The sequence below is a fragment of the Pseudomonas arcuscaelestis genome, from assembly GCF_016881005.1.
GTDB classification, from domain to species: domain Bacteria; phylum Pseudomonadota; class Gammaproteobacteria; order Pseudomonadales; family Pseudomonadaceae; genus Aquipseudomonas; species Aquipseudomonas arcuscaelestis.
This window is the reverse complement of sequence record NZ_JACOPV010000016.1, coordinates 152,900-168,633: the sequence shown is the minus strand read 5'-3', so window position 1 is coordinate 168,633 and position 15,734 is coordinate 152,900. Positions and strand designations below refer to the sequence as shown.

Below are 15,734 nucleotides of genomic sequence, written 5' to 3'. Positions count from 1 at the left end.
CAATCTGATCAACCACCGCCAATTTAAAAGACAGTGAGTAATCACGCTGTGTGCGCTTTACACCTTGCTCCATCTGACTCTCCGGAAATTCGGGATGGGAGGTGTAAACCTTATTCAGGACGGGACACAGGCATAAAAAAAGGGCGACCCGAAGGCCGCCCTTTTTTGATCCAAGCAGAACTTAGTTCTGTTTGGCCATTGCCTGACGCAGCAGCGCGGCCATGGTGGTATCAGCAGCTTCCGGAGCAGTTTCTTTCAGGCTCTGGATGGCTTCTTTCTCTTCAGCGTCGTCTTTCGACTTGATGGAGAGGCTGATTACGCGGCTCTTGCGGTCAACGCTGATGATCTTGGCTTCGATCTCTTCACCTTCCTTCAGAACGTTACGCGCGTCTTCAACGCGGTCACGGCTGATTTCGGAAGCTTTCAGAGTAGCTTCGATGTCGTCGGCCAGGGTGATGATGGCGCCTTTGGCGTCAACTTCTTTTACAACACCCTTAACGATTGCACCCTTGTCGTTCGTTTGAACGTACTCGGAGAACGGATCGCTTTCCAGCTGCTTGATGCCCAGCGAGATGCGCTCACGCTCTGGATCAACAGACAGGATGACGGTGTCCAGCTCGTCGCCCTTCTTGAAGCGACGTACGGCTTCTTCGCCGACTTCGTTCCAGGAGATGTCCGACAGGTGAACCAGGCCGTCGATGCCGCCGTCCAGACCAATGAAGATACCGAAATCGGTGATCGACTTGATGGTGCCGGAGATCTTGTCGCCCTTGTTGAACTGGCCAGAGAAGTCTTCCCATGGGTTCGACTTGCACTGCTTGATGCCCAGGGAGATACGACGACGCTCTTCGTCGATGTCCAGAACCATAACTTCCACTTCGTCGCCGACTTGTACGACTTTCGAAGGGTGGATGTTTTTGTTGGTCCAGTCCATTTCGGAAACGTGCACCAGACCTTCCACGCCTTCTTCCAGCTCTGCGAAGCAGCCGTAGTCGGTCAGGTTGGTAACACGCGCCATTACGCGAGTGCTTTCTGGGTAACGAGCTTTGATAGCAACCCATGGGTCTTCACCCAGTTGCTTCAGGCCCAGGGATACACGGTTACGCTCACGATCGTACTTCAGAACCTTGACATCGATCTCGTCGCCAACGTTGACGATTTCCGATGGGTGCTTGATACGCTTCCAGGCCATGTCGGTGATGTGCAGCAAGCCATCAACGCCGCCCAGGTCAACGAATGCGCCGTAGTCGGTGAGGTTCTTGACGATACCTTTGACCTGCTGGCCTTCCTGCAGCGATTCCAGCAGAGCTTCGCGCTCGGCGCTGTTTTCGGCTTCCAGGACACTGCGACGGGAAACGACAACGTTGTTGCGCTTCTGGTCCAGCTTGATGACCTTGAATTCCAGCTCTTTGCCTTCGAGGTGGGTGGTGTCGCGCACTGGGCGGACATCAACCAGGGAGCCCGGCAGGAACGCACGGATACCGTTAACGTCGACAGTGAAGCCGCCTTTAACTTTACCGTTGATAACGCCCTTGACCACTTCTTCGGCGGCGAAAGCTGCTTCCAGAACAATCCAGCACTCGGCGCGCTTGGCTTTTTCACGGGACAGTTTGGTTTCGCCAAAGCCGTCTTCGACCGCGTCCAGCGCAACGTGAACTTCGTCACCGACCTTGATGGTCAGCTCGCCAGCTTCGTTGTAGAACTGCTCGAGCGGGATGACGCCCTCGGACTTCAGGCCAGCGTGTACGGTAACCCAGTCGCCGTCGATGTCGACAACGATACCGGTGATGATCGCACCCGGCTGAAGATTGAGGGTTTTCAGGCTTTCTTCAAAGAGTTCTGCAAAGCTTTCGCTCATTTTAATTCCTGTAAATTAGGGCGAAACATACGCCCATCAGCCACATTCCAGACAATGTGGGTTTCGTTCATATAAAGGAAAGCGGACAGGACGTTGACTGGTGCCCCTGCCTGCTTACCTGGTCATCAGGCGATATCGCGAAGTGCGATTTCACTCTTGATGCGTTGCAACACCTGCTCGATGGACAACTCCGTGGAATCCAGCTGTATCGCGTCGGCCGCCGGTTTGAGCGGGGCCACTGCGCGCTGGGTATCACGCTCATCGCGCGCACGAATCTCATCTAGCAGACTCGACAGACTAACATCTTCGCCTTTGCCCTTCAACTGCAAGTAACGTCGACGGGCACGCTCCTCGGCGCTGGCGGTCAGAAAAACCTTCAAGGGCGCATCGGGGAACACCACCGTACCCATGTCGCGACCGTCGGCGATCAGCCCCGGCGCTTCCTGGAACGCGCGCTGGCGCTGCAACAATGCATCGCGCACCGCAGGTAGCGAGGCGACCATCGAGGCCCCGGCACCGACGGTTTCGGTACGAATGACGTTGCTGACATCCTCACCCTCGAGAATGATCTGCTGCAACTTGCCTGGCTCGGCGGCAATAAACTGCACATCCAGGTGTGCAGCCAACTTGACCAGCAACTCTTCGTTGGTCAGGTCGACGCCATGGTTGGTGGCAGCAAACGCCAACAGGCGATAAAGCGCACCCGAGTCCAGCAGTTTCCAGTTCAGCTCACGCGCCAGAAGACCGGCAACGGTACCTTTACCCGAGCCACTTGGACCGTCGATGGTGATAACTGGCGCTACGCTCACGACTTGCCCTCTTCTGCAACACGAATCCCGACTTCAGCGCACAGCGACAGGAAGTTCGGGAACGAAGTAGCAACGTTTGCACAATCATGGATACGAATTGGCGCGGTGGCACGCAGCGAAGCAACACTGAAGGCCATGGCAATACGGTGGTCGCCGTGCCCATGTACTTCACCGCCGCCAATCGGACCACCCTCAATGATGATACCGTCCGGGGTCGGCTCGCACTTCACACCCAGGGTCAGTAGGCCATCAGCCATGACCTGGATGCGGTCGGATTCCTTGACCCGCAGCTCTTCGGCGCCGCGCAGTACGGTGCGCCCTTCAGCACACGCCGCGGCTACGAACAGCACCGGGAATTCGTCGATAGCCAATGGCACCAGGTGCTCTGGAATCTCGATACCCTTGAGTTTAGCGCCGCGTACGCGCAGGTCTGCGACCGGCTCACCGCCTACTTCACGCTGGTTTTCCAGGGTGATGCTACCGCCCATCAGGTTGAGGATATCAATGACGCCAGTACGGGTCGGGTTGATACCCACATGCTCGAGCACCAGCTCCGAGCCTTCGGCAATCGACGCGGCTACCAAGAAGAACGCTGCCGAGGAGATGTCTGCCGGCACTTCGATGTGGGTCGCAGTGAGCTTGCCGCCTGCTTCCAGGGAGGCAGTCGGACCATCGACCTCAACCTTGTAGCCGAAACCGCGGAGCATACGCTCGGTATGGTCACGGGTAGGTGCAGGCTCGGTGATGGTTGTTTTGCCTTCGGCGTACAGGCCGGCCAGCAGCAGGCAGGATTTAACCTGGGCACTGGCCATTGGCAGGGTGTAGGTCAGCGCCTTGAGCTTGTGACCGCCACGAATGGTCATCGGTGGACGACCTTCTGCTGCAGTCTCGATCACCGCACCCATTTCCCGCAAAGGATTGGCAACACGGTTCATCGGACGCTTGGACAGCGACGCATCGCCGGTCAGCACGGTGTCGAAAGGTTGCGCGGCCAGCAAACCCGAGAGCAGGCGCATGGATGTACCGGAGTTACCCAGGTAGATCGGGCCCGGCGGCGGCTTCAGGCCATTGAGGCCGACACCGTGAATGGTCACTCGGCCATGGTGCGGGCCTTCAATGACTACGCCCATGTCGCGGAACGCCTGCAGGGTCGCCAGCGCGTCTTCACCCTCAAGGAAGCCTTCGACTTCAGTGGTGCCTTCGGCCAGGGAGCCCAGCATGATCGAGCGATGGGAAATCGATTTGTCGCCTGGTACGCGAATTCGGCCAGACAGTTGGCCACCAGGTTTTGCCAGGAAAATCAGGTCGTTGGAGTTCATAGCGTCCACATAGGCCCGGCGGGCCAGGATTTTACTGAAATGCTCGCGGGCAACCCGGGCGCGCGTGAAGACGCCCAGCAATTGATGCCCATCCCCTGCATCGACCGCGTCGCGCAAGGCGTCGAGGTCGCTGCGAAATGTATCGAGTGTGCGCAGAACAGCTTCGCGGTTGGCGAGAAATATGTCGTGCCACATCACCGGGTCGCTTCCGGCGATTCTTGTGAAATCGCGGAAACCTCCGGCAGCGTAACGGAAGATATCCAGGTTTTCATTGCGTTTGGCCAGCGAATCGACCAAACCAAAGGCCAGCAGGTGCGGCAGGTGGCTGGTCGCCGCCAGTACTTCGTCGTGGCGCTCGACCTGCATGTGCTCGACATCGGCGTCTAGCGCACGCCAGAGCCGATCGACCAGCGCCAGGGCTTCTGGTGCGGTTTCAGCCAGCGGCGTAAGAATGACCTTGTGGCGGCGGAACAGCGCAGCATTGGAGGCCTCTACCCCGCTTTGCTCGGAGCCGGCAATCGGGTGCCCGGGCACGAAGCAAGGCAGTTTCTCGCCCAAAGCCTCACGCGCAGCACGCACCACATTACCCTTGGCGCTGCCGACATCTGTCAGCACCGCCTGGCCAAGATCAAGCTGAGCCAACCGCGCCAGAAGCTTTTCCATGGCCAGGATCGGCACCGCCAACTGAATGACATCGGCACCGACACAGGCAACAGCCAGGTCTTCTTCGCAGCGGTCGACCACGCCCAGCTCCACCGCGACTTTGCGTGACTGTGGGTCCAGGTCGACACCGACCACTTCTCGGCACAAGCCGCTTTCGCGCAGCCCTTTGGCGAACGAGCCACCAATGAGCCCGAGACCGACCACTACCAAGCGGCCGATAAGCGGCCCGGCTTTGTTTACCACGACTTCAACCACGGGGCAGGACCCTATTCAAATCTGCGTGCACGCCACTCATTACTTCAAAGTACCGCTTTTGGATAGGAACCCAAGACCTTGAGCGCCACGGCCTCCTGGCTGATCTGCTCCAGCACGGCCTTGATCAGCGGATCACGGTGGTGACCGATGAAGTCGATGAAAAACACGTAGGTCCATTTACCACTGCGCGACGGACGGGTTTCGATACGCGTCAGGTCGATGCCGTTTTCGTGGAACGGCACCAATAGCTCGTGCAAGGCACCCGGCTTGTTGCTCATGGAGACGATGATCGAGGTCTTGTCGTCGCCGGTGGGTGGCACTTCCTGGCTGCCGATCATCAGGAACCGCGTGGAGTTGTCCGGGCGGTCCTCGATTTTCTCGGCCAGGCGCGTCAAGCCATACAGGCCTGCGGCCATGTCGCCAGCAATGGCAGCCGAGTTCCACTCACCCTTGACCCGCTTGGCAGCCTCGGCGTTGCTCGCTACCGCCACGCGCTCGACGTTCGGGTAGTGGGCATCCAGCCACTTACGGCACTGGGCCAGCGATTGGGCGTGGGAGTAGATACGGCTGATGCTGTCGGTCTTGGTGTTTTCACCCACCAACAAGTGGTGGTGAATCCGCAGCTCAACTTCGCCACAGATGACCATGTCATGCTCAAGAAAGCTGTCCAGGGTGTGGTTGACGGCACCTTCGGTGGAGTTTTCCACCGGCACCACACCAAAGTTGACGGCACCGGCCGCCACTTCGCGGAACACTTCGTCGATGGCAGCCATCGGTTTACTGATGACCGCGTGACCGAAGTGCTTCATTGCCGCGGCCTGGGTGAAGGTACCCTCAGGCCCCAGGTAGGCAACCTTCAGCGGTTGCTCCAGAGCCAGGCACGAGGACATGATCTCCCGGAACAAACGGGCCATTTCTTCGTTACCCAGGGGCCCCTGGTTACGGTCCATGACGCGCTTGAGCACCTGGGCTTCACGCTCCGGGCGGTAGAAGATCGGCTCTTCACCGGCAGGCAGTGCTGCCATCTTGACCCGAGCCACTTCCTGGGCACAGCGGGCACGGTCACTGATCAGCTCGAGAATTTTCTCATCGAGGCTGTCAATGCGCACCCGCAGCGCCTTGAGTTCCTGCTCAGACATCAAGCGTGCTCCTTCTCGAATTCAGCCATGTAGCCTACCAGCGCTTCGACCGCGTCCAGGCCCAGGGCGTTGTAGATGGAGGCACGCATGCCGCCCACCGAACGGTGACCCTTGAGGTTGAGCAAGCCACGAGCGTCGGCACCGGCCAGGAAAGCCTTGTCCAGGCGCTCGTCAGCCAGGCGGAACGGTACGTTCATCCAGGAACGGGCGTTGACACTGATCGGGTTGCTGTAGAAGTCGCTGCTGTCGATAAAGCCGTACAGGCGATCTTTCTTGGCCCGATTGCGCTGCTCCATGGCCTCAACGCCACCTTGCTCCTTGAGCCACTCGAAGACCAGGCCCGAGAGGTACCAGGAATAGGTCGCCGGGGTGTTATACATCGAGCCGTTGTCGGCTGCGACCTTGTAGTCGAGCATGGTCGGGCAGCTGCTGCGGGCACGACCGAGCAGGTCTTCGCGGACAATCACAACGACCAGGCCGCTTGGGCCAATGTTTTTCTGCGCGCCGGCGTAAATCAGACCGAAATCGGAAACATCGACGGGACGGGAAAGGATGTCCGAGGACATGTCGACGACCAACGGTACGTCACCGGTTTGCGGCACCCAGTCGAACTCCAGACCACCGATGGTCTCGTTCGAGGCGTAATGCACGTAGGCGGCACCCGGCGTCAGGTTCCACTCATTCTGACCAGGGATGTTCAGGTAGTCGTAGGGTTTGGCGCTGGCAGCAACGTTGATGTTGCCGAAGCGACGGGCTTCTTCAATGGCTTTTTTCGACCAGATACCGGTTTCGATATAGTCGGCAGTGCCATTTTCAGGCAGCAGGTTCAACGGGATTTCGGCGAACTGCTGGCTCGCACCGCCCTGCAGGAACAGCACTTTATAGTTGGTGGGAATGGACATCAGGTCGCGCAGATCCTGCTCGGCCTTTTCGGCAATGGCCACGTAGTCGTCGCTACGGTGACTCATTTCCATCACTGACAGACCCTTGCCATTCCAGTCCAGCATTTCGGCCTGGGCGCGCTGCAGAACAGCATCGGGAAGCGCAGCAGGGCCTGCGCAGAAGTTAAAGGCTCGTTTGCTCACATCCACTCTCGCTCTGCTCATGATGTCCGGGGAGCGGGCCGTACGCTGCAAACCTGCAGCGCTACGGCCACCCCACCTGGATTACGCTACTGTTGGTTATTCCTGCGGCGCCTCTTCGTCGCCAGCGGCAGCGGCCTCTGGTGCTTCAACGGCGTCAGCATCTTCCTCGTAGTCTTCGTCGCCTTCCTCTTCGGATGGCTCCTGGACACGTTCCAGACCTACCAGGGTCTCGTCGCTGGCCAGCTTGATCAGGGTGACACCCTGGGTGTTACGACCCAAGCTGGAAACCTCACCAACGCGGGTACGGACCAAGGTGCCCTGGTCGGAAATCAGCATGATTTCTTCGCCTTCCTGCACCTGTACCGCACCGACCAGACGGCCGTTACGCTCGTTGCTGACCATGGCAATAACGCCTTGACCGCCACGCTTGTACTCGGGGAACTCGCCGATTTCGGTACGCTTGCCAAAACCACGCTCGGAGGCGGTGAGGATCTGGCTGCCCTCCTCCGGAATGATCATGGAGATCAGCTTCTGCCCTTCGGCCAGACGCATGCCGCGTACACCACGGGCGGTACGGCCCATGGCACGAACATCGGATTCTTTGAAACGGGTGACCTTGCCAGCGTCGGAGAACAGCATGACTTCGCGCTCGCCATCGGTGATGGCGGCAGAAATCAGTACGTCACCTTCGTCCAGCTCCAGGGCGATCAGACCGACGCTACGCTGACGGCTGAACGACTCCAGCGGGGTCTTCTTCACGGTACCGTTGGCGGTCGCCATGAAGATGAAGTGACCTTCGGTGTATTCCTCGACCGGCAACATGGTCGAGATGTACTCGCCTTCGTCCAGCGGCAGCAGGTTGACCAGTGGTCGACCGCGCGCAGCACGGGAGGCTTCCGGAATTTCGTAAGTCTTGAGCCAGTACACCTTGCCCTTGCTGGAGAACAGCAACAACGTGGTGTGGCTGTTGGCTACCAGCAGGTGCGAGATGTAGTCCTCGTCCTTGACGCCAGTTGCCGACTTGCCTTTGCCGCCACGACGCTGAGCCTGATAGGCCGCCAGTGGCTGGGTCTTGGCGTAGCCGCCGTGGGAGATCGTCACAACCCGCTCTTCTTCCGGAATCATGTCGCCCAGGGTCAGATCGAGACGCGCATCGAGGATTTCGGTGCGGCGCACGTCGCCGTATTCGGCACGGATCAGTTCCAGCTCTTCGCGGATCACTTCCATCAGGCGCTCAGCGCTGTTGAGGATGCGGATCAGCTCGCCAATCTGCTTGAGAATCTCCTGGTACTCGGCCAGCAGCTTCTCGTGCTCCAGACCGGTCAGACGGTGCAGACGCAGGTCAAGAATGGCCTGGGCCTGTTCCGGCGACAGGAAGTACTTGCCATCACGCAGGCCGAACTGCTCGTCGAGGTTTTCCGGACGGCAGGAGTCGGCACCCGCGCGCTCGACCATGACCTGTACGGCGCTCGATTCCCACGGCGTGCTGATCAGCGCTTCCTTGGCTTCCGACGGCGTCGGCGAAGCCTTGATCAGGGCGATGACCGGATCGATGTTGGACAAGGCAACCGCCTGGCCTTCAAGAATATGGCCACGCTCACGCGCTTTGCGCAGCTCAAACACGGTACGGCGAGTAACAACTTCGCGACGGTGACGAACGAATGCTTCGAGCAGGTCCTTGAGGTTCAGTACCCGTGGGCGGCCATCGATCAGCGCTACCACGTTGATACCGAAAACGCTCTGCAGCTGGGTCTGGGCGTAGAGGTTATTGAGAATAACCTCAGGCACTTCGCCACGACGCAGCTCGATGACGATACGCATACCGTCCTTGTCGGACTCGTCGCGCAGCTCGGTGATGCCTTCGAGTTTCTTTTCCTTGACCAGCTCGGCGATCTTCTCGATCAGACGCGCCTTGTTGAGCTGATACGGCAGCTCGGTAACGACGATCTGCTGACGACCACCGACCTTGTCGATGTCCTCGACCATCGAGCGCGCACGCATGTAGATGCGGCCACGACCGGTGCGATAGGCCTCAATGATGCCCTGGCGACCGTTGATGATTGCTGCGGTCGGGAAGTCCGGACCCGGGATGAACTGCATCAGTTCATCAATGGAGATTTCCGGGTTGTCGATCAGCGCCAGGCAACCGTCGATGACTTCACCGAGGTTGTGCGGCGGAATGTTGGTTGCCATGCCCACGGCAATACCGCTGGAACCGTTGACCAGCAGGTTGGGGATCTTGGTCGGCATGACCGCCGGGATCAGCTCGGTGCCGTCGTAGTTGGGCACCCAATCGACGGTTTCCTTGTGCAGGTCGGCCAGCAGCTCATGGGCCAGCTTGGTCATGCGCACTTCGGTATATCGCATGGCCGCGGCGTTGTCGCCGTCCACCGAACCGAAGTTACCCTGGCCGTCGACCAGCAGGTACCGCAGCGAGAATGGCTGCGCCATACGTACGATGGTGTCGTAAACAGCCGTATCACCATGCGGGTGGTACTTACCGATCACGTCACCGACCACACGGGCGGATTTCTTGTACGGTTTGTTCCAGTCGTTACCCAGTTCGCTCATCGCAAACAGAACGCGGCGATGCACGGGCTTCAAGCCATCACGCGCATCGGGCAGTGCACGCCCGACAATGACGCTCATCGCGTAGTCGAGGTAGGACTGTCTCAGTTCGTCTTCGATATTGACCGGGAGGATTTCTTTGGCCAGTTCGCCCATGAGAAGCCTGATTCCTTTTTCTGGTGAAACCTCGTCACATCCATATGGGACGAACGAAGCTCGCCGCTGCAAAGTGACTCCTTGCAGCGACTTACGACAAATCAACGAGTTAAGCCATGGATCTGCGCAGTAAAGACAGCCTCATAAGGCTGCCTTGGAAACCGTCGGATGTTACCACAATCGCCCAGACGGTGGGAGTAGGCTGCGGCACTACTACCCTACTGCTCGTCAGTAACGCCCGCCAGGCCGTACCCGCAGGCCGCAAGCGAAGCCAAACACTCAATGCAAGCGCTTGCGACACATCAATTGCGCCATCTTTACCGTGTCTGGACGATCGACAATGCCTTTCTCGGTGACAATGACATCGATCAGGTCCGCCGGGGTTACATCAAATACCGGATTGAACGCGTCGACCTCGGCGCCCACGCGCTTGCCGGCAACCTCCATCAGCTCGCCGGCATCACGCTCTTCCAGGAGGATGTCTTCACCGCTGTCCAGGTTCAGGTCGATGCTCGAACTCGATGCAACCACCATGAAGCGCACACCGTGGTGCATGGCATTGACTGCCAACTGATAAGTACCGATTTTGCTGGCCACGTCGCCATTGGCGGCAATACGGTCGGCACCGACAATAACCCAGGTAATACCCTTGGTTTTCATCAAGTGGGCAGCGGCGGCATCGGCATTGACGGTTACAGGAATGCCATCGCAGGCCAGCTCCCAGGCCGTCAGCCGTGAACCTTGGAGCCATGGCCGGGTTTCGTCGACATACACCCGTTCAACCATGCCCTCCAGATAAGCGGCACGAATCACCCCCAGGGCAGTACCGAAACCGCCGGTTGCCAGCGCGCCGGCATTGCCGTGGGTAAGCACCGCCTGTTCGTTGCCCTGATGCTTGCGAATCAGCTCGGCGCCCAACTGGGCCATGGTCAGGTTTGCTTCTCGATCGCTGTCGTGGATGGCAATGGCCTCGGCCTCCATGATGGCCGCTACATCCTCGCCTTCCTTGATTCGCAGCAGACGCTCGCGCATGCGATTGAGTGACCAGAACAGGTTGGCGCCGGTTGGACGTGAATGCAGCAGGCTCTCGAAGTCTTCTTCCAGGGCCATCTCCCAATCATCGCCCGCAGCCAGGCGCTGACGCACGGCCATGGCCAGGCCATAGGCCGCACAAATGCCGATGGCAGGCGCGCCGCGCACCTGCATCGACGCAATGGCTTGCGCCACCTGGGCAGCATCGGAACAGGCTTGCCAGCGCTCTTCAGTTGGCAGAACGCGCTGGTCGAGCAAGTACAAGATGCCATCACGCCAATCGATGGCGTCCACCTTCTCTGCTGCCAGTAGTCGATCGCGCATGCCTCACCCCGTCATTCGGACATCAAAAGCGCACGATTATAGCGAGCCCCAGGCGCAGACGCTCGGGTATACTTCGCCCTCAGCCCATGTGTCCCAGGAAAATCCTGCCATGCCCAAACCCGCTACACCGCTCGACCTGTTGCTCCTGCCTACCTGGCTGGTGCCTGTCGAACCTGCCGGGGTGGTATTGAAGGATCATGGCCTGGGTATTCGTGATGGCCACATTGTTTTCATCGGCACCCGCGCCGAAGCCGAGCGCTTTGTCGCCAGCAAAACCCGCGAGCTGCCAGGTTGCCTGCTCAGCCCCGGGCTGATCAACGCCCACGGCCATGCCGCCATGAGCCTGTTTCGCGGCCTGGCCGACGACCTGCCACTGATGACCTGGCTCGAAGAACACATCTGGCCGGCCGAAGGCCGCTGGGTGGATGAAGCATTCGTGCGTGATGGCACCGACCTGGCGATCGCCGAGCAGATAAAAGGTGGCGTTACCTGCTTTTCCGACATGTATTTCTTCCCCAAGGTCGCCAGTGAGCGGGCGCACAACAGCGGCATCCGCGCGCAAATCGCCGTACCGCTGCTCGACTTCGCGATACCCGGCGCACGCACCACCGAAGACGGCCTGCATCAGGCCGTCGAACTGTTTGGCGACCTGCGCTATCACCCGCGCATAACCGTGGCCATGGGCCCGCATGCCCCGTACACGGTGAGCGACGAAAACCTGGAAAAAATCCGCGTCATCGCCGAAGAACTCGACGCGCCGATACACATGCACATCCACGAAACCGCGTTTGAGGTGGAGCAATCGCTGGCCACCCGCAACGAGCGCCCGCTGGCCCGCCTTGCGCGCCTGGGCCTGCTCGGCCCGCGCCTGCAGGCTGTGCACATGACTCAGATCAGCGACGACGACCTGGCCCTGCTGGTAGAAAGCAACACCAGTGTGGTGCATTGCCCGGAATCCAACCTCAAGTTGGCCAGTGGTTTCTGCCCTGTGGAGCGATTGTGGCAAGCAGGTGTCAATGTAGCTGTGGGTACCGATGGCGCGGCCAGCAATAACGACCTCGACCTGCTCGGTGAAACCCGCACTGCCGCCTTGCTGGCCAAGGCAGTGGCCGGTTCGGCCGCCGCCCTGGATGCCCACCGGGCCTTGCGCATGGCTACCCTCAATGGGGCGCGGGCGCTGGGCCTGGAGACAGTGACCGGCTCACTGGAAGTGGGCAAGGCTGCCGACCTGGTCGCATTCGATCTGTCGGGGTTGGCCCAGCAGCCAATCTACGAGCCGGTTTCACAACTGATCTACACCAGCAATCGTGACTGCGTGAAGCATGTCTGGGTTGCTGGTCAACAATTGCTCGATGAGCGCCGCCTGACCCGCATGGACGAGCAGGCCCTGCATGCCGCCGCCTGCGCCTGGGGCGAGCGGATCGGCGAGCGTAGCGAATAACCGGCCGGCCGCTGTGGCTGCCAGCCCGTGACACCTTTAATCAAAGTTTCAGAGGAGCGCTCCATGAGCAACGTCGACCACGCAGAAATCGCTAAATTCGAAGCCCTGGCCCATCGCTGGTGGGACCGTGAAAGCGAATTCAAGCCCCTGCACGACATCAACCCACTGCGGGTCAACTGGATTGATGAGCGGGTCAAGCTGGCCGGCAAGAAGGTTCTCGACGTCGGTTGCGGCGGCGGTATCCTCAGCGAGGCCATGGCCCAGCGCGGTGCCACTGTCATGGGTATCGACATGGGTGAAGCGCCACTGGCCGTGGCCCGCCTGCATCAGCTCGAGTCCGGCGTAGAGGTCGAATACCGCCAGACCACCGCCGAGGCGCTGGCCGAAGAAATGCCCGAGCAGTTCGACGTGGTGACCTGCCTTGAGATGCTCGAGCACGTGCCTGATCCCTCTTCGGTGATCCGTGCCTGCTACCGCATGGTCAAGCCCGGCGGCCAGGTGTTCTTCTCGACCATCAACCGCAACCCAAAGGCTTACCTGTTCGCGATCATCGGCGCTGAATACATCATGAAGCTGCTGCCGCGCGGTACCCACGACTTCAAGAAGTTCATCCGCCCTTCCGAGCTCGGCGCCTGGAGCCGTGAAGCCGGCCTGAACGTCAAGGACATCATCGGCCTGACCTACAACCCGTTGACCAAGCACTACAAGCTGGCCAACGATGTCGACGTCAATTACATGATCCAGACCCTGCGCGAGGAATGAGCATGCGCCTGAGAGCAGTACTTTTTGACATGGACGGCACCCTGCTCGACACGGCGCCGGACTTCATCGCCATCTGCCAGGCGATGCTCGCCGAACGTGGCCTGCCGGCAATCGACGACCAGCGCATCCGCGACGTGGTCTCCGGTGGTGCCAAGGCGATGGTAGCGGTCACCTTCAACCTCGACCCAGAAGCGCCGGAATTCGAAGCCCTGCGCCTGGAGTTCCTCGAGCGCTACCAACAAGGTTGTGCGGTTCACAGCAAACTCTACGACGGCATGGCTGAACTGCTCGCCGACATCGAAAAGGGCAACCTGCTGTGGGGCGTGGTCACCAACAAGCCGGTGCGCTTCGCCGAGCCGATCATGCAGCAGTTGGGCCTGGCTGAACGCTCGGCCTTGCTGATTTGCCCCGATCACGTGAAGAACAGCAAACCAGACCCCGAGCCGCTGATCCTTGCCTGCAAAACCTTGAACCTGGACCCGGCCAGCGTGCTGTTCGTCGGTGATGACCTGCGCGACATCGAGTCTGGTCGTGATGCCGGCACCCGCACCGCAGCGGTGCGCTATGGCTACATTCACCCGGACGACAACCCCAACAACTGGGGTGCGGATGTTGTGGTCGATCATCCGCTGGAGCTGCGCAAGGTGCTCGATAGCGCACTCTGCGGCTGCTGATTTGGTCACGCGGGCAAGCCCCCACAGGCTGGTAGTCTCCCCTGTGGGAGCGGGCTTGCCCGCGATGAAACGTCCCACTTCCCACGAGGTAACCCCATGTTCGAATATTCCGCCCGCCCCGACCTGCTGCAAGGCCGGACCATCATGGTCACCGGCGCTGGTCGTGGAATCGGTGCAGCTGCGGCCAAGGCCTACGCCGCCCACGGCGCGACCGTACTGTTGCTGGGCAAGACCGAAGGCAACCTGAGCCAGGTCTACGATGAGATCGAAGCGGCTGGCCACCCCACGCCTGCAGTCATTCCGTTCAACCTGGAAACCGCGTTGCCGCATCAGTACGACGAACTGGCAGCAATGATTGAAAACGAGTTCGGCCACATCGACGGCTTGCTGCACAACGCCTCGATCATTGGCCCGCGCACGCCGCTGGAGCAGTTGTCTGGCGACAACTTCATGCGCGTCATGCAAATCAACGTCAACGCCATGTTCATGCTCACCAGCACCCTGCTGCCGCTGCTCAAGCTGTCTAAGGATGCATCGGTGATCTTCACTTCCAGCAGCGTCGGGCGCAAAGGCCGGGCCTACTGGGGCGCCTACGGTGTGTCGAAGTTCGCTACCGAAGGGTTGATGCAAACCCTCGCCGACGAACTGGAAAACGTCGCCCCGGTTCGCTCCAACAGCATCAACCCGGGCGCCACCCGCACCAGCATGCGTGCCCAGGCTTATCCGGGCGAGAACCCGGAGAACAACCCTTTGCCTGAGCAAATCATGCCGGTCTACCTGTACTTGATGGGCCCGGACAGCGCTGGCGTCAACGGCCAGGCGTTCAACGCCCAGTAAGCTCAGCCCTCTACCAGTTCCGCCTGAACCCGGGCGGGCTGGTGCTGTTCCAGTTGCATGCAGCGCTCCAGAAACAAGTACATGTAGTCGTAGCTCTTGCACACCGCCCGACGCAGCTCGGTCTGCAGCGCCTGGGTAGGGTGATTGCCCGCCAGGGTGCAGACGATTTCCAGTGCTTCCCATGGGTGGGCGTCATCGTACTGGGCATGCATCTTCAGCCACTTCATGGCGCGCTTGCGACCTTCCTCCGGAAAACCCTGGGCATAGACACCGGTGGAGCACACCACCGCCGACCATTCGCCCGTCGCTCCTTCGATTGCATAGTTGGTCGCCGCCACCGCCACCACCAGCGAATCGGTGGCACAGGTGTGCCAGCACCAATCGCTCAATGCATTGAGTTCGGTCGGCACTTCCTGGGCCTGCAGGTCTTCAAGGCTGACGCCATGGGCCTGGCTCCAGTACAACCAGTAATCGGCATGATTGAGCTCGACACGAATGTTGCGCATCAACCAGCGACGCGCCATGTCTTCGCCGGGATGGCGGGCATAGCGGGTCTTGGTCAGGTTCTTGGCCATGTACAGGGAAAACTGCTCGACCACCGGCCAGCCGCCAATCAGGTACTGGCGCATCGTCCGACTGCTGAGTCGGCCGTCACGCATACGCTGGTAGAGTTCGTGTTCGACTACCCTGCGCTTGCTCTCATGGCAGTCTTTGATCAACTGCTGGGCCCAGAGCGGGTAACTGGTGGGGTCCATCAATGGACCGGTACGAACAAACGCGTCAATCACTTTTAGCTCCTTGTTCCTTGTGAT

Annotated in this window: 12 protein-coding genes; 4 read left to right on the top strand and 8 right to left on the bottom strand. The window is 59.9% G+C overall.

The window, feature by feature from the left end; genetic code table 11:
* Positions 1–181: 181 nt before the first annotated feature.
* From rpsA to mtnA, 7 genes are all read right to left on the bottom strand, one after another.
* Entirely contained in the window at positions 182–1,858 is a 1,677-nt protein-coding gene (gene rpsA / locus H8F21_RS23500; protein ID WP_136475070.1) for a 30S ribosomal protein S1, read from the bottom strand.
* A 125-nt stretch (positions 1,859–1,983) separates the two neighbouring features.
* Complete coding sequence (cmk, locus tag H8F21_RS23495) at positions 1,984–2,667, bottom strand: (d)CMP kinase (RefSeq protein WP_136475069.1); 684 nt, start codon at positions 2,665–2,667, stop codon at positions 1,984–1,986.
* Positions 2,664–4,904, bottom strand: a complete 2,241-nt coding sequence (locus H8F21_RS23490) for a bifunctional prephenate dehydrogenase/3-phosphoshikimate 1-carboxyvinyltransferase (RefSeq protein ID WP_203585434.1) — start codon at positions 4,902–4,904, stop codon at positions 2,664–2,666. Before H8F21_RS23490 ends, cmk begins: the two co-directional genes overlap by 4 nt.
* 44 nt (positions 4,905–4,948) lie before the next feature.
* Complete coding sequence (gene pheA, locus H8F21_RS23485; protein ID WP_136475067.1) at positions 4,949–6,043, bottom strand: prephenate dehydratase; 1,095 nt, start codon at positions 6,041–6,043, stop codon at positions 4,949–4,951.
* Positions 6,043–7,128, bottom strand: coding sequence for a 3-phosphoserine/phosphohydroxythreonine transaminase (gene serC / locus H8F21_RS23480; RefSeq protein WP_203542995.1), 1,086 nt, complete (start codon positions 7,126–7,128; stop codon positions 6,043–6,045). Before serC ends, pheA begins: the two co-directional genes overlap by 1 nt.
* Positions 7,129–7,224: 96 nt before the next feature.
* Entirely contained in the window at positions 7,225–9,852 is a 2,628-nt protein-coding gene (gyrA, locus tag H8F21_RS23475; RefSeq protein ID WP_203585433.1) for a DNA gyrase subunit A, read from the bottom strand.
* Between the two features lie 279 nt (positions 9,853–10,131).
* Complete coding sequence (gene mtnA, locus H8F21_RS23470; protein WP_203542997.1) at positions 10,132–11,208, bottom strand: S-methyl-5-thioribose-1-phosphate isomerase; 1,077 nt, start codon at positions 11,206–11,208, stop codon at positions 10,132–10,134.
* Positions 11,209–11,317: 109 nt separating this feature from the next.
* Between mtnA and H8F21_RS23465 the strand changes: the two genes are divergently transcribed.
* From H8F21_RS23465 to H8F21_RS23450, 4 genes are all read left to right on the top strand, one after another.
* Positions 11,318–12,649, top strand: coding sequence for a TRZ/ATZ family hydrolase (locus tag H8F21_RS23465; RefSeq protein ID WP_203585432.1), 1,332 nt, complete (start codon positions 11,318–11,320; stop codon positions 12,647–12,649).
* 63 nt (positions 12,650–12,712) lie between these two features.
* Positions 12,713–13,411, top strand: coding sequence for a bifunctional 2-polyprenyl-6-hydroxyphenol methylase/3-demethylubiquinol 3-O-methyltransferase UbiG (gene ubiG, locus H8F21_RS23460; protein ID WP_203479575.1), 699 nt, complete (start codon positions 12,713–12,715; stop codon positions 13,409–13,411).
* Between the two features lie 2 nt (positions 13,412–13,413).
* Positions 13,414–14,085, top strand: coding sequence for an N-acetylmuramic acid 6-phosphate phosphatase MupP (gene mupP, locus H8F21_RS23455; protein ID WP_136475061.1), 672 nt, complete (start codon positions 13,414–13,416; stop codon positions 14,083–14,085).
* A 96-nt stretch (positions 14,086–14,181) separates the two neighbouring features.
* A complete protein-coding gene (locus H8F21_RS23450) occupies positions 14,182–14,922 on the top strand; it encodes a YciK family oxidoreductase (RefSeq protein WP_203479576.1) in 741 nt (246 codons plus the stop codon).
* A 2-nt stretch (positions 14,923–14,924) separates the two neighbouring features.
* On the opposite strand, the gene H8F21_RS23445 is transcribed toward H8F21_RS23450, so the two are convergent.
* Positions 14,925–15,677 (bottom strand): TenA family transcriptional regulator, encoded by a 753-nt coding sequence (locus H8F21_RS23445; RefSeq protein ID WP_236043192.1) that lies wholly within the window; start codon positions 15,675–15,677, stop codon positions 14,925–14,927.
* Positions 15,678–15,734 lie beyond the last annotated feature (57 nt).